This window comes from Kineosporia sp. A_224 (assembly GCF_002198655.1).
Classification (GTDB): domain Bacteria; phylum Actinomycetota; class Actinomycetes; order Actinomycetales; family Kineosporiaceae; genus R-H-3.
In genome coordinates, this window is record NZ_MWLN01000206.1 from 75,384 (window position 1) to 89,579 (window position 14,196).

At 75.5% G+C, this 14,196-nt stretch carries 14 protein-coding genes; 11 read left to right on the forward strand and 3 right to left on the reverse strand.

Annotated features, from left to right (window positions below):
• The first annotated feature begins 131 nt into the window (after positions 1-131).
• The 5 genes from EDJALFJO_RS25790 (at position 132) to EDJALFJO_RS25810 (ending at position 3,883) form a co-directional block, all read left to right on the forward strand.
• The gene (locus EDJALFJO_RS25790; RefSeq protein ID WP_088289181.1) at positions 132-1,109 is read left to right on the forward strand and encodes an NADPH:quinone oxidoreductase family protein; all 978 of its coding nucleotides are present in this window, start codon (positions 132-134) and stop codon (positions 1,107-1,109) included.
• A 48-nt stretch (positions 1,110-1,157) separates the two neighbouring features.
• A complete protein-coding gene (locus tag EDJALFJO_RS25795) occupies positions 1,158-1,574 on the forward strand; it encodes a DUF3099 domain-containing protein (RefSeq protein ID WP_198950640.1) in 417 nt (138 codons plus the stop codon).
• A gap of 209 nt (positions 1,575-1,783) precedes the next feature.
• Complete coding sequence (locus EDJALFJO_RS25800) at positions 1,784-2,044, forward strand: hypothetical protein (protein ID WP_088289182.1); 261 nt, start codon at positions 1,784-1,786, stop codon at positions 2,042-2,044.
• Entirely contained in the window at positions 2,041-2,994 is a 954-nt protein-coding gene (locus EDJALFJO_RS25805) for an SURF1 family protein (RefSeq protein ID WP_158220572.1), read from the forward strand. Before EDJALFJO_RS25800 ends, EDJALFJO_RS25805 begins: the two co-directional genes overlap by 4 nt.
• Before the next feature lie 124 nt (positions 2,995-3,118).
• Positions 3,119-3,883: an SDR family oxidoreductase gene (locus EDJALFJO_RS25810; protein ID WP_088289184.1), complete on the forward strand. Its 765-nt coding sequence runs from the start codon at positions 3,119-3,121 to the stop codon at positions 3,881-3,883.
• A gap of 82 nt (positions 3,884-3,965) precedes the next feature.
• Here the strand turns inward: EDJALFJO_RS25810 and EDJALFJO_RS25815 are convergent, their stop codons facing one another.
• The 3 genes from EDJALFJO_RS25815 to EDJALFJO_RS25825 form a co-directional block, all read right to left on the reverse strand.
• Entirely contained in the window at positions 3,966-5,840 is a 1,875-nt protein-coding gene (locus EDJALFJO_RS25815) for an ABC transporter ATP-binding protein (protein ID WP_088289185.1), read from the reverse strand.
• Positions 5,841-6,346: 506 nt separating this feature from the next.
• Positions 6,347-6,778 (reverse strand): helix-turn-helix domain-containing protein, encoded by a 432-nt coding sequence (locus EDJALFJO_RS25820; RefSeq protein ID WP_369812580.1) that lies wholly within the window; start codon positions 6,776-6,778, stop codon positions 6,347-6,349.
• Between the two features lie 183 nt (positions 6,779-6,961).
• Entirely contained in the window at positions 6,962-8,560 is a 1,599-nt protein-coding gene (locus EDJALFJO_RS25825; RefSeq protein ID WP_088289187.1) for an ABC-F family ATP-binding cassette domain-containing protein, read from the reverse strand.
• Between the two features lie 74 nt (positions 8,561-8,634).
• On the opposite strand from EDJALFJO_RS25825, the gene EDJALFJO_RS25830 reads away from it, so the two are divergent.
• From EDJALFJO_RS25830 to EDJALFJO_RS25855, 6 genes are all read left to right on the forward strand, one after another.
• Complete coding sequence (locus tag EDJALFJO_RS25830) at positions 8,635-9,531, forward strand: neutral zinc metallopeptidase (RefSeq protein WP_233150037.1); 897 nt, start codon at positions 8,635-8,637, stop codon at positions 9,529-9,531.
• A gap of 149 nt (positions 9,532-9,680) precedes the next feature.
• Positions 9,681-10,277 carry a biotin transporter BioY gene (locus EDJALFJO_RS25835; protein ID WP_088289188.1) on the forward strand — a complete coding sequence of 199 codons (597 nt, stop codon included), beginning with the start codon at positions 9,681-9,683 and terminating at the stop codon, positions 10,275-10,277.
• Positions 10,278-10,444: 167 nt separating this feature from the next.
• Entirely contained in the window at positions 10,445-11,638 is a 1,194-nt protein-coding gene (locus tag EDJALFJO_RS25840; protein WP_143448788.1) for a class I adenylate-forming enzyme family protein, read from the forward strand.
• Positions 11,639-11,649: 11 nt separating this feature from the next.
• Positions 11,650-12,837, forward strand: a complete 1,188-nt coding sequence (locus EDJALFJO_RS25845) for a thiolase family protein (RefSeq protein WP_198950641.1) — start codon at positions 11,650-11,652, stop codon at positions 12,835-12,837.
• Positions 12,838-12,853: 16 nt separating this feature from the next.
• Positions 12,854-13,543, forward strand: a complete 690-nt coding sequence (locus tag EDJALFJO_RS25850; protein WP_088289190.1) for an energy-coupling factor ABC transporter ATP-binding protein — start codon at positions 12,854-12,856, stop codon at positions 13,541-13,543.
• Entirely contained in the window at positions 13,540-14,157 is a 618-nt protein-coding gene (locus EDJALFJO_RS25855; protein WP_088289191.1) for an energy-coupling factor transporter transmembrane protein EcfT, read from the forward strand. The genes EDJALFJO_RS25850 and EDJALFJO_RS25855 overlap by 4 nt, the downstream gene beginning before the upstream one ends.
• The last annotated feature ends 39 nt before the right edge of the window (positions 14,158-14,196 follow it).

Below are 14,196 nucleotides of genomic sequence, written 5' to 3' on the forward strand. Positions count from 1 at the left end.
CACCTTCCTGCGCTGGGCGGGCGGCAGGGGTGCGGCCTGCCGGTCCCGAACCTATCGGTCGCGAGGGCCGGGACGCCTCCCCCGGGTGTCGTCCGGCTCGTGCGCCGTGGTGGAGGCGGTAGCGTGCGGCGGTGCGCGCAGTCCAGATCACCGAGTTCGGCGGCCCCGAGGTGCTCACCGCGGTCGACGTCGAGGCCCCGCAGCCCCAGGAGGGCCGCCTCCTCATCGACGTGGACGCGGCGGGGGTGAACTACGCCGACACCCACCAGACGGAGAACAGCTACCTGGCACGGCAGACCCTGCCGATGATCCCGGGCGGCGAGGTCGTCGGACGGGTCCGCGGCGGCGACCGGGACGGCGAGCGCGTCGTCGCGCTGCTCGCTGCCGGCGGCGGTTACGCGGAGCAGGCACTGGCGCACCCGGCGGCGGTCTTCCCCGTCCCGGACGGCATCGACGACGGCACCGCGCTCGCGCTCGTCCTGCAGGGCACGACCGCGTGGCACCTCCTGCGCACCTGCGGGCGGCTGACCCTCGGCGAGAGCGTCGTCGTCCACGCGGCCGCGGGCGGTGTGGGCACCCTCGCCGTCCAGCTCGCACGGCAGTGGGGCGCGGGCCGGGTCGTCGCGACCGCGTCGTCGCAGGAGAAGCGGGACCTCGCGGTCTCCCTCGGCGCGCACGCCGCCGTCGACGTCTCCGGGACGACGACCGCGGACGAGGTGCGGGAGGTCCTGCGCGACGCGAACGGCGGCCGGGACCTCGACGTCGTCCTCGAGATGACCGGTGGGCACGTCTTCGACGGCTCGCTCGCGGCGCTCGCGCCGATGGGGCGGCTCGTCGCGTACGGCATGGCGTCACGGACGGCGCCGTCGCCGGTCGCCCCGGGGATGCTCATGGCCACCTCGCGGGCCGTCATCGGGTTCTGGCTCGTCCACGCGCTGCGGATGCCCGGTGGCCTCGGCCCGGCGATGGACGAGCTCACCTCGCTCGTCCGGGCCGGCCGCCTGAGCGCCGTCGTCGGCGGCAGCTACCCCCTCGAGGAGGCGGCGCAGGCGCACCGCGACCTGCTCGCCCGCCGCAGCACCGGCAAGCTCGTCCTGCGGGTCCGCTGACCTCTGCTCCGCAGTGCGGCCGGAGGTCCCGCGCCGTACCGTGGACACGTGCCGCGACCAGTGCAGGGGCCCGGGAGCACCGGCCCGGAGGTCCACCAGATCACCAATGCGGTGACGCCGCTCTCGGACGACCTCGACGCCCGGATGGCGAAGTACCTCGTCTCGATGCTCGTCCGGACCATGTGCGTCGTCCTCGTCCTCGTCGTCGACGGGTGGCTGCGCTGGGTGTTCGCGGCGGGGGCCGTCTGCCTGCCCTACGTCGCGGTCATCGTCGCGAACAACAGCGGCGGCCGGCGGCGCGGCAAGGCCTCGCTCGGCACCCCGGAGAGCAAGGTCGCGGCGCTCGACGGCGGTGCGCCGCCGGTGCTCCTCACAGGCGTCGTCCACCCCCGCCGCAGCGAGGCGGACCCCGCACCGGACCCCGCACCGGACGCCGCCCCGGGGCCCCTGCGCGACAGCGCCTGAGCAGCGTTCCTGCAGGCCCGCTGCCGGTGCGCTGCAGGCGCGCCGTGAATCGTCGGGTGTCTGGACGGTCTCGACCTCACGGTTGCACTCGCGCGTGTAGCATCCGATCTGCGCGTTCTGCATCCCCCGTCGGGACGCGCGAAGGACGTCGGGCGGCATCCCCCGTGGCCGCCCGACGTCCGCCTCCGAGGGTCTGTGAGACTGGGTGCGTGCTCTTCCCGCAGCCCTCCGGCCCGCCTCCCGACGACGCCGGGCAGCCCGTCTGCAGCGCCCGTGGTTGTCGCGCGCACGGGGTCTGGGCCCTGCGGTGGAACAACCCGAAGCTGCACACCCCGGACCGGCGCAAGACGTGGCTCGCCTGCGACGACCACCGGACCTCGCTGTCGGAGTTCCTGTCCCTGCGCGGCTTCCTGCGCGAGGTCGTCGAGGTCGGTGCCGGGCCGGCCGACCCGCCGGACGACGGCTCGTGAGCGCACCGACCGACCGGCCCCGTCCGCAGCCGACCGGCGCGACGAGCACCGGCGCGACGACCCCCGAGGTGCCGGCCGACGACGTGCCGCTCCTCGACGCCTCGGCGGTGCGGGAGGCGCTGCGCCTGTTCCGCGAGCGGTACTGGCTGCGGGCGGCCGCCGGCGTCGTCCTGCTCTCCGTCGTCTTCGTCCTCCTCGGCCGCTGGCAGCTCCACCGGCACGAGGCGAAGGTCGAGCGCAGGGACCGGGTCGCCGCGAACTACGGCGCTGCACCGGCACCGCTGGGCAGCGTGCTCGCCGCCCCCACGTCCGCGCTCCCGCGGGCCCGGGAGTGGACGCCGGTGCGCGTCGAGGGCACCTACGACGCCACGCACACGCTGCTCGCCCGCAACCGCCCCTTCCAGGGCCAGTACGGGTACGAGGTCGTCGTCCCCCTGCGGCTGGCGGACGGCACCCTGCTCGCCGTGGACCGGGGCTGGATCCCGTTCGGGGAGTCCGCGACGCGGCTGCCCGAGGTCCCCGCCGCGCCCTCCGGGCCGGTCGAGGTCGTCGTCCGGCTGCGACCGTTCGAGCCCTCCGCCGGTGCGTACGAGGTCCCCGGCCAGATCCGCCGGATCGCCGGCGACGAGGTCGGCGCCGAGGTGCCGGGCACCCTCTACCGGGCGTACGGCGTCCTCGCGGCGGAGCAGCCCCGACCGGCGGTCGCGCCGCGCCTGCTCCCCCGCCCGGACACCGACCTCGGGCCGCACCTGGCCTACACCTGGAACTGGTGGGGCTTCGCGGTCGCCGCCTACGTCCTGCTGCTCTACTACGCGTTGCGTGAGGTGCAGAACCGCCGGCTCGCCGCCCGGGGCATCGACCCCGAGGCGGCCGCGGCGGCCCGCAAGGCGCGGGCCCGGCGTCGCAGGGTGCGGGACGAGGACGTCGAGGACGCCGCGCTCGAGGGCTGACCGCGCCCGTCCCCCCGCCGTCGCCGCCGTCCCGTCNCGATAAGCCATCCGACGCAACTCGGTGACGCAGGGTCGCCGACCGACCGGTCGGCGGCAGGCGGACCACGAACCGCAGGGTGGGGACATGGATCTGGGCCTGAGCGACCGCGTGTACGTGGTCACAGGCGCATCGCGGGGGCTCGGGCGGGCGTGCGCCGAGCAGCTCGCCGCGGAGGGCGCACGGCTCGTGCTCTCCGGGCGGGACGAGGACGCGCTCAACGCGACCGCCGCGGCGCTCGGCGGGTCCGAGCGCGCCATCGCCGTGTCCGGGGACCTCTCCCAGCCCGGGATCGAGACCTGCCTCGTCGCCGCCGCCATCGCCCGGTACGGCCGCCTCGACGGCGCTCTGGTGAGCGTCGGGGGGCCTCCGTCCGGGACCGCGATGGAGACCGACGACGGCGCGTGGCGGCTCGCGTTCGAGAGCGTGTTCCTCGGCCCGCTGCGACTGGCCCGCACCGTCGCCAACTTCGTCTCCCACGAGGGCGGCTCGATCGTGCTCGTGCTGTCGACGTCCGTCCGGGAGCCGATCGAGGGCCTGGCACTGTCGAACGGCCTGCGCCCGGCCCTCGCGATGACCGCGAAGACGCTCGCCGACGAGCTCGGGGGGCGCAACGTCCGGGTGAACGGGATCCTCCCCGGCCGGATCGACACCGAGCGCGCCCGGTCGGCCGACGCCGCGGGCGGGCGCCCGGAGGAGGCCCGCCGCGCGAACGAGGCCCTCGTCCCGCTGCGCCGCTACGGCGAGCCGCTCGAGTTCGCCCGGCCCGCCGTCTTCATGCTCTCCCCCGCCGCGAGCTACGTGACGGGCACCGTGCTCGCGGTCGACGGCGGGATGACCCGCTCGCTCTGAGCCGTCCTCTGGCGCCTCACGCGCCTCAAACCACGCGTTTGAGGTCGCTCACCCGCCAGAGGTCGACGACGCGCGGCTCGCGTCAGCCCGCCAGGGGCTGGTCGGCGAACTGGGTGCGGTAGAGGTCGGAGTACAGGCCGCCCCGGGCGAGCAGCTCGGCGTGCCGGCCCTGCTCGACGACGCGGCCGCCGTCCACGACGCAGATGACGTCCGCCTGCCGGACGGTCGAGAGCCGGTGCGCGATGACGATGGCGGTCCGGCCGGCGAGGGCGCCGTCGAGCGCGCGCTGGACCGCGGCCTCGGACTCGGAGTCGAGGTGCGCCGTCGCCTCGTCGAGGACGACGACGCCGGGTGCCTTGAGCAGCAGCCGGGCGAGCGCGATGCGCTGCTTCTCGCCACCGGAGAGCCGGTGGCCGCGGTCGCCGACGACGGTGTCGAGCCCCTCGGGCAGGGACTGGACGAGGTCCCAGATCTGCGCGTCCCGCAGGGCGGCGACCATCTGCTCCTGCGTGGCGCCGGGGCGGGCGTAGTCGAGGTTCGCGCGGATGGTGTCGTGGAAGAGGTGCGCCTCCTGCGTGACGACCCCGACGTTGGCGTGGAGCGACTCCAGGGTGACGTCCCGGACGTCGTGGTCACCGAGCCGGACCGCGCCCGAGGTCGCGTCGTAGAGGCGTGCGACGAGGCTCGTGATCGTCGTCTTGCCGGCACCGCTCGGGCCGACGAGGGCGACGAGCTGGCCCGCCTCAGCACGCAGGGAGAGCCCGTGGAGGACCTCCTCGCCGCGCCCGCGGTCGGGGACGGCGACCTGCTCGAGCGAGGCCAGCGACACCTCGTCCGCGCCCGGGTAGCCGAACCGGACGTCCCGCAGCTCGACGGCGAGCGGCCCCTTGGGCAGGGTCGCGGCGCCCGGCTTCTCGGTGACGAGGGGAGGCAGGTCGAGCACCTCGAAGACCCGCTCGAAGCTCACGAGGGCCGTCATGACGTCGATCCGGACGTTCGACAGGGCGGTGAGCGGCCCGTAGAGCCGCCCGAGCAGCGCCGCCAGCGCGATGAGCGTGCCGACGGACAGCGTGCCGCCGATCGCGAGCACCCCGCCGACGCCGTAGACGATCGCGGTCGCGAGTGAGGCGACGAGGGTCAGGGCGGTGAAGAAGACCCGGTTGCTCATGGCGATCTTCACGCCGATGTCGCGGACCCGGCCGGCGCGCCGGGAGAACTCGGCGTCCTCGGTCTCCACGGTGCCGAAGAGCTTGACGAGCAGGGCGCCGGCGACGTTGAACCGCTCGGTCATCCGGGACCCGAGCTCGGCGTTGAGCTGCATCGACTCCCGGGTCAGGGCCTGGAGCCGGCGCCCGACCCGGCGTGCGGGGAGCAGGAAGGCCGGCAGCAGCAACAACGCCGCGAGCGTGATGGGCCAGGAGAGGACGAGCATCGCCGCGGTGACGAGGACGAGCGAGACGACGTTCGAGACCACGCCCGACAGCGTCGACGTGAAGGCCTGCTGCGCGCCGATGACGTCGTTGTTGAGCCGCGAGACGAGGGCACCGGTCTGGGCCCGGGTGAAGAAGGCGATGGGTTGGCGCAGGACGTGACCGAAGACCTGCGTGCGCAGGTCGTAGATGAGCCCCTCGCCGATCCGGCTCGACATCCAGCGCTGCACGAGACCGGCGAGGGCGTCGAGGACGGCCAGCCCGGCGACGACGAGCGCGACGGTGACGACGAGCCGCCGGTCCCCGACGCTCACGCCGTCGTCGACGATCTTCCTGAAGAGCAGCGGGGTGACGACGACGAAGACCGCGTCGAGCACGACGAGCCCGAGGAAGACCGTGATGAGCCGGCGGTAGGGACGCGCGTAGGCGAGGATCCGCCGCCACGTACCGGGGGCCAGCTTGCGGTCCGCCACCTTGGGGTCACGCGAGTACGAACGGATCGCGACCCAGGCCTGGTGCCCTGCCATCGGCTGTGCTGCTCCTGTCGCCCGTCGGGCCGAGGTGCTCGGCTCCGCCCTGCCGCCAACGCGTGCGGGGCGGCGATGCTTCCCGACGGACGACGCTACCGGGCGCGGCCCGGGAGACGACCACGCCCGGCCGGGCGGCGCCGGGTCTGCCCCGTGCGCCGCCAGGTCGGGCGGTCTGTGGACCTGCGGTCGGTCCTGCGCTGTCGGTAGGTGCTGTGCGGCGTCGGTGGGAGGCCCGCCCCTGCCGGTGGCCCGGACAGGGCGGGAACCGGGTGCTGCGGCCCCGGGGCTGGAGCCGGGCCCCGGTTCGGCGGGGCGGTTGCACCTGACGCGCGGGTGAGGATCGGTCGTGCGGGGAGGGCCTGCCGCCCTGTGGACGTGCGGTGGTCGGTCGTGCGCAGTGGTGCTGGGACCTGGCGGACCAGGCCCGTGGTGCGGTGGACCCGTGGTGCGGCGGCGCCGTCCGGTCGCCCGGAACGGTCATCCGGAGCTGTCGGCCGGACAGGTCAGCGCTTGGCCTTGCCCCGGGTCGCGCCGCCACGGCTGCGCAGCGGGACGTCGTTCTCGGTGAGGATCCGGTGGACGAACCCGTAGGACCGCCCCGTCTCCTCCGCGAGGGCTCGGATGCTGGCGCCCTGGCTGTACTTCTTCGTCAGCTCCCCAGCGAGCTTCGTGCGGTCGGCACCCGTGATACGGGCGCCCTTCTTGACAGTGTCGGCCACTGTTCCTCCTCGGCGATGAGCTACCCGACCATCGTTGATCGAGTGACCACGGTCCGCGACTCGACACGACATCCCGGACCGGTGGGACGACTCGGACCCTTGTCGGCAGACAGCAGTCTGCCGACGAAGGTCCACGTCTGCGAACTTGCCACGCCGAGATGTCGACTTCCACTCGACATGACCTCTACGTGGCTGGCTCGTGCCTAACTGTGACATGGATCGGCCACGTGGTGACCATGAAACGTCCCGCCCCGCCGCAAGATCCCCCGGTCGGCCGATGCGCAGCCGCGGCGTCCGGCGCGGCGATGCCGAACCGTAACGCGCACAACGGTTTCGGCACGGGCACCGCGGGGTAGGCCGATCGTCCTGCCCGGGCGGGCCGACGCCCGGACCGGGCCGTCAGGCCAGCGCGACGAGGTCGAGGTACTCGGCGTTCCAGAGGTCCTCGTCACCGTCGGGCAGGAGGACGACCCGCTCGGGCTGGAGGGCCTCGACGGCCCCCTCGTCGTGCGTCACGAGGACGACGGCGCCGGCGTAGTGCCGCAGCGCGTCGAGCACCTCGGCCCGGCTCGCCGGGTCGAGGTTGTTCGTCGGCTCGTCGAGCAGCAGGACGTTCGCGCCGGAGACGACGAGGGTCGCCAGCGCGAGCCGGGTCTTCTCCCCGCCGGACAGCACCCCGGCGGGCTTGTCGACGTCGTCCCCGGTGAACAGGAAGGAGCCGAGGACGCTGCGGACGCTGGTGTCCCCGAGCTCCGGGGCCGCCGTCCGCATGTTCTCCAGGACCGTCCGGTCGACGTCCAGGGTCTCGTGCTCCTGCGCGTAGTAGCCGAGCCGCAGCCCGTGGCCCGGCTGCACCTCACCGGTGTCCGGGGTCTCCACACCGCCGAGCAGCCGCAGCAGGGTCGTCTTGCCGGCCCCGTTGAGCCCGAGGACGACGACCCGGCTCCCCCGGTCGATCGCGAGGTCGACGTCGGCGAACACCTCGGTGCTGCCGTACGACTTCGACAGCCCGCTCGCCGTGAGCGGCGTCCGGCCGCAGGGGGCGGGCTCGGGGAACCGCAGCTTGGCGACGCGCTCCACCCGGCGCTCCCCCTCGAGACCGGAGAGCAGCCGCTCGGCACGCTTGGCCATGTTCTGCGCGGCTGTGGCCTTCGTCGCCTTCGCCCGCATCTTGTCCGCCTGGGCCATGAGCGCCGAGGCCTTCTTCTCGGCGTTCGCGCGCTCGCGCTTGCGCCGGCGCTCGTCCTGCTCACGCTGTTCCAGGTAGGTCTTCCAGCCGACGTTGTAGACGTCGACGACCGACCGGTTCGCGTCGAGGAAGAACACCTTGTTGACGACGACGTCGAGCAGGGCCACGTCGTGGCTGATGACGACGAGGCCACCGGCCCAGACCCGCAGGAAGTCGCGCAGCCAGCCGATCGAGTCGGCGTCGAGGTGGTTCGTCGGCTCGTCGAGCAGCAGGGTCTGCGCCCCGGAGAAAAGGATCCGGGCGAGCTCCACCCGGCGGCGCTGGCCGCCCGAGAGCGTGCCGAGCTCCTGCCCGAGGACCCGGTCGGGCAGGCCGAGGCTCGCGCAGATCGTCGCCGCCTCGCTCTCGGCGGCGTACCCGCCGCGGGCGGTGAACTCCGCCTCGAGCCGGCTGTACCGGGCCATCGCGGTGTCCCGGCGCTCGTCGTCCGCGCTGGCCATCGCGCCCTCGGTCTCCCGCATCTTCCGGATGACCTCGTCGAGGCCGCGGGCCGACAGCACCCGGTCGCGGGCGAGCTGCTCGAGGTCACCCGTGCGGGGGTCCTGCGGGAGGTAGCCGATGTCCCCGGTGCGGGTGATCGTGCCGGACGCCGGCTGCCCCTCGCCGGCGAGGATCTTGGTCAGGGTGGTCTTGCCGGCACCGTTGCGGCCGACGAGGCCGACCCGGTCCCCGGGCGCGACCCGGAAGGTCGCGTGCTCCATGAGGACACGGGCTCCGACCCGGAGCTCGACGTCGTGGGCGACGATCATGACGGGCGAGGCTCCAGACAGCGGGGATCACGTGACCCTGCCATGGTAGGCGGGCCTGCCCTACAGTTCGCCGCGTGGGTATCGAGTTCGACGACCAGCGGGTCGACGTGTCCGGCGTGGACGACCGCCGGGGTCGTGGTGTGGGTGGCGGCGTGGCGATCGGCGGTGGTGCCGGGGTCGTCGGCCTCATCATCTTCGTGATCGTCACCCTGCTCGGCGGCGACCCGGGGCAGCTCCAGCTGCCGGCCGGCCAGGGTGACCAGGCGCCGGGGCAGGTCCAGGGCGAGACCGCCGAGGAGCTCCAGGCGCGCTGCAACACGGCGGGCGCCATCGAGAAGTACACCGACTGCCGGCTCATCAAGGTCGTCAACGTCGCGGACGACGTGTGGGCCGACGAGTTCAAGCGCCGCGGCCTGTCGTTCGAGACCCCGCGCCTGGCGTTCTTCACGGGCCAGACGACGACCGGCTGCGGGGCGGCGTCCGCGCAGGTCGGGCCGTTCTACTGCCCGCCCGACCAGGAGATCTTCTTCGAGCTGGGCTTCCTCGAGCAGCTCCAGCAGCAGTTCGGCGCCCAGGGCACGTTCGCGCAGGGGTACATCGCCGCCCACGAGTACGGCCACCACCTCCAGACGATCCTCGGCACCGAGCCGAAGGTGCGCGCCGCCCAGCAGCGCGACCCGTCGAACGCCAACGCGTACTCGATCGCCCTCGAGCTCCAGGCCGACTGCTACGCCGGGGTGTGGGCGAACCTCGCCGACAAACGCGCCGAGAACGGCATCAACCTCAGCGAGGACAACATCGCCGAGGCGGTCAACGCGGCCCAGGCGGTCGGCGACGACCGGATCCAGCAGAAGGTGCAGGGCCGGGTCGACCCGGAGGGCTGGACGCACGGCTCCGCCGAGCAGCGCCGCACCTGGTTCCTCACCGGCTACCGCTCCGGCGACATCGACTCCTGCAACACGTTCCAGTAGGGCGCCCCGCCCCCTCTTCCTGCCCTCAGAGGTAGATCACCGTGCATGCGGAGGCGGAACTACCTCTGAGGGGCCGGAGCGGGTGGTGGTGAGGTCCGTGACACGGACGGCGGGACGACGGCGCGCGCCCGGTCGTTAGGCTGACCGGCGTGAACCGCTCCTCGACCCGGGACCTCGCGCTCGTCGCCGTGTTCGCGGCCGTCATCGCGGCGCTCGGCCTCGCGCCGCCGCTCTACCTCTTCGGCGGCAGCGTGCCGGTCACGGCACAGACCCTCGGCGTGATGCTCGCGGGCTCGGTCCTCGGGGCCCGCCGCGGCGCGCTCGCCGTCGTGACGTTCCTCGTGCTCACCGCCGTCGGGCTGCCGCTGCTGTCCGGCGGGCGGGGCGGCCCCGCCGTCATCGTCGGTCCGAGCGTCGGGTTCCTGCTCGGCTGGGTGCTCGGCGCGTTCGTCGTCGGCTGGGTCGTCGAGCGCCGGCTGCCCGGGCGGGTCGTCCCGGCGCAGGTCGCCGCTGCCAACGCCCTCGGCGGGATCGGGGCGGTCTACCTGCTGGGCATCCCCGGCCTGGTCCTCGTGGGCGGGCTGACCTGGGCGAAGGCGTTCGCGGCCTCGCTCGTGTTCCTCCCCGGGGACGGCGTCAAGGTCGCGGTCGCGACCGTCGTCACGCTCGCGGTGCTGCGCGGCTACCCCGGGGTCGTGCCCTCGCGGCGCGCAGCGGTCGCCGTCGGCGCGGAGGCCTCCCGCTGACCGGCACCGAGGCCCTCACGGACGCCGCCCCGCGCCCGACGGGGGCGTCCGCCGACGCCCTGTGCGTCGACGGGACGACCTGGCTGACCCGGGCCGACCTCTCCGCCGCCGTCGCGGCCGCGCTGCCTCCGGTCGGCGGGGCGGGCGTCCGGCTCGCCGGCGGGGTCGTGGTCCGGGCCGGAGACCCGCTCGAGACCCTGACCACGCTCCTCGCCGTCCGGGCCGCGGGCGGCGCCGTACCGGTCGTCGTGGACGCCGACCTCGACGACGCCGCGGTCGACGCGCTTGTCGCAGCCGCCGACCGGATCGGGCCGCACCCTGACGGGCCGCTCCTCGTCGTCCAGACCTCCGGCAGCAGCGCCCGCCCGCGGGCCGTCGTCCGCACCGAGCGCTCCTGGGACGCCAGCCTCGAGCCGTTCGGCCGGGTCGTCGGGCTCACGCCGGACGACGTCATCTGGGCGCCCGGGGCGCTCTCGGCGACCCTGACCCTCTTCGCCGCCTGGCACGCGCTCGGCACCGGGCTCCCCCTGCTCGCGACCGGCCGCTGGCGCGGGGTCGGTGCCTGCGGGCCCGCCGTCGCCCGCGCCACGGTCGTCCAGTGCGTGCCCGCCGTGCTCGCGGACGTCCTCGAGGCGCACGACGCCGGGATGCTCCCCGCGCTGCGCACCGCCGTCGTCGCCGGGGCCGCGACCCCGCAGCGGCTGCGCGACCGGGTGCGCGCGGCCGGACTGCGGCTCGTCGAGTACTACGGCGCCGCCGAGCTCTCCTTCGTCGCCGTCGACACGGACGGCACCGGGCTGCGGCCCTTCCCCGGCGCCGAGGTCGAGGTGCGGGACGGCCTCGTCCACGTCCGCTCGCCGTACGTCGCGCTCGGCTACCTCGACCCGGACGACGCCGGCCCGCTCCGCCGGGACGCGGACGGCTGGTGCACCGTCGGCGACCGCGGCCGGACGACGCAGGGCCGGCTCGAGGTCGCCGGCCGGGCCGGGGACGCCGTCACGGTCGGCGGCCACACGGTCGTCGCGGCCGACGTCGAGGCCGCCCTGCGGGACGTCCCCGGGGTCGCCGAGGTCGCCTGCGTCGGCGAGCCGCACGCCCGCCTCGGCGAGCGGGTCGTCCTCGCCGTCCAGGCCGAGCCCGGCACCGACCCGGTGCCGGCGCTGCGCGAGGCCGCCCGTCGGGCGCTGCCGCCCGCGGCCCGCCCCGTGCGCTACGTCGTCCTCACCGAGCTGCCCCGGACCACGGGGGGCAAGGTGGCCCGCGCGGCGCTGCGCGAGGTCGTCACCCGGGCCGGCCGGGGCGGCGGCCGCGGCACCAGCCGTCCGGGCCGGGTCGGCGCGCCCCGGCCGCCCGTCCGCTGACCGCACCGGCCGTGGAAGCGCACCAGCCGGTCGTCGTCGCGGCCCGCCGCACCCCGGTCGGCACGGCCGGCCGCTCGCTCGCCCGGCTCGACGTCACCGGGCTCGCGGCGCCGGTCCTCGCCGCGCTCGCGGCCGACGTCACGGCCCTGGGCCTGCGGGGCCAGGGGCGGAGCGTCGCCGTCGACGACGTCGTGCTCGGCAACTGCTGCGGGCCGGGTGGTGACGTCGCCCGCGTCGCGGCGCTCGCGGCGGGGCTCGGCACCGACGTCCCCGGCGTGACGGTCGACCGGCAGTGCGGCTCCGGGCTCGAGGCGGTCCGCGCCGCGGCGCAGGCCGTCGCGGCCGGGGAGGCCGCGGTCGTTCTCGCCGGCGGGGTCGAGAGCGCGAGCACGATGCCCTGGCGGCTCGCCCGCCCGGACGGCCCGACGGAGCCGCCGCTGGCCTACACCCGGGCCCCGTTCGCCCCGCCCGGGTTCGCCGACCCGGAGATGGGCGCGGCCGCCGACGCCCTCGCCGCCGCGGCCGGCGTCGACCGGGCCCGGCAGGACGCGTACGCCGTCCGCAGCCACACCCGCGCGCTCGACGCCCGCGCCCGGGGGGTGTTCGACGCCGAGACCGTGCCCGTCGCCGGCGTGGGCACCGACGAGCGCCCGCGCCGCGTCGACGCCCGGGTGCTGGCCCGGCTGCGGCCCGCCTTCACCCCCGGGGGGACGGCGACCGCGGGCAACTCGTGCGGCATCAACGACGGCGCCGCGGCCGTCGCGCTCGTCCCCGAGGCGGTGCGCGCGGCGGCCGGTGCGCCCGGGCTGCGGGTCCTGGCGTCCGCGGTCGTCGGGGTCGACCCGGCGCTGCCCGGGATCGGACCCGTGCCCGCCGTCCGCGCCGTCCTCGCGCGCGCCGGTCGCCGGCTCGACGAGGTCGCCGTCCTCGAGGTGACCGAGGCGTTCGCCGGACAGGTCCTCGCCTGCACCGACGCCCTCGGTCTGGACCCGTTCGGGACGGACGCGGAACGGGTCTGCCCGGACGGCGGGGCGATCGCCCTCGGCCACCCGTGGGGCGCCTCCGGCGCGCTGCTCGTCGTCCGGCTCTTCGCCCGGCTCGTCCGCGACCCGGCGGCCCGCGCCGGCGACCTCGGGGTCGCCACGTGCGCGGTCGGCGGCGGGCAGGGCATCGCCGTCCTCGTCGAACGGGTCGGCTGATGGACGGGCCGACCTGATGGGCGGGCGCTTCGTCCTCGACGGTGTCGAGCACCGCTACGGCGACCGCGTCGTCCTGCGGGACGTCGACCTCGTGCTCGCGGAGCGGCGGGTCGGCCTCGTCGGCGCGAACGGCTCGGGCAAGTCGACGCTGGCGCGGCTGCTCAACGGCCTCGTCGTGCCGACCCGCGGCCGGGTGACGTACGACGGTCTCGACACGGCCCGCGAGGGGGGTGCGGTCCGGCGCCGGGTCGGCTTCGTCTTCACCGACCCGGACGCCCAGATCGTCATGCCGACCGTCGCCGAGGACGTGGCGTTCTCGTTGCGTCGCAGCAGGTCCGGCAAGGCGGAGGTGGCGGCCCGGGTCCGGGACGCGCTCGACCGGTTCGGGCTCGGCGGGCACGCCGACCACCCTTGCCACCTGCTCTCCGGTGGCCAGAAGCAGCTCCTCGCACTGACCTCGGTGCTCGTCACCGAGCCGGACGTCCTCGTCTGCGACGAGCCGACGACGCTGCTCGACCTGCGCAACACCCGTCGCGTCGCCGACCTGCTCGCGGGCCTGCCGCAGCAGGTGGTCCTCGTGACGCACGACCTGGACCTGCTCAGCGGCTTCGACCGGGTCCTCGTCGTCGACGAGGGCCGGGTCGTCGCGGACGACGCCCCCGGCCCCGCCGTCGCGGCCTACCGCCGGCTCGTGGAGACCTCGTGAGCCGCCCCGGCACCGGGGCGCTCGGCACCTACCGGCCCGGGACGTCGTTGCTGCACCGTGCCCCGGCCGGTGCCAAGCTCCTCGGGCTCGCGGGCCTGCTCCTCGTGCTGGCCCTCGTCCGGTCCCCGCTCGGGGTCGCCGCGGGGGCGGGCCTGCTCGCGGTGCTCGCCGCGCTCGCGCGGATCGGCGTCCGGCCGCTGCTCGCGCAGGCGCGACCGCTGCGCTGGGTGCTGCTCGTCCTCGCGGCGTTCCAGGTCTGGAGCGCGGGGCCGGTCACGGCCCTCGTCGTCGTCGGGTCGATCCTCGTCGCAGCCCTGCTCGCCGGGATCGTCCTCCTCACGACCCCGACGCAGGCCCTCCTCGACGCGCTCGTCGCCGGCCTGCGGCCGTTCCGCCGGCTCGGGGTCGACCCGGAGCGGGCCGGCCTCGTCCTCGCGCTGACGATCCGGGCGATCCCTGTCGTCAGCGGCCTCGCGCAGGACGTCGTCGAGGCCCGCCGGGCGCGCGGTGTCGAACGCAGCGCCCGGGCCTTCGCCGTCCCGCTCGTCATCCGCAGCGTCCGCTACGCGGACCGGCTCGGCGAGGCGCTCGCCGCCCGCGGCGTCGGCGACTGAACCCCCTGCCCCGCAACGCCTCCCGACCCCCGGCTACGG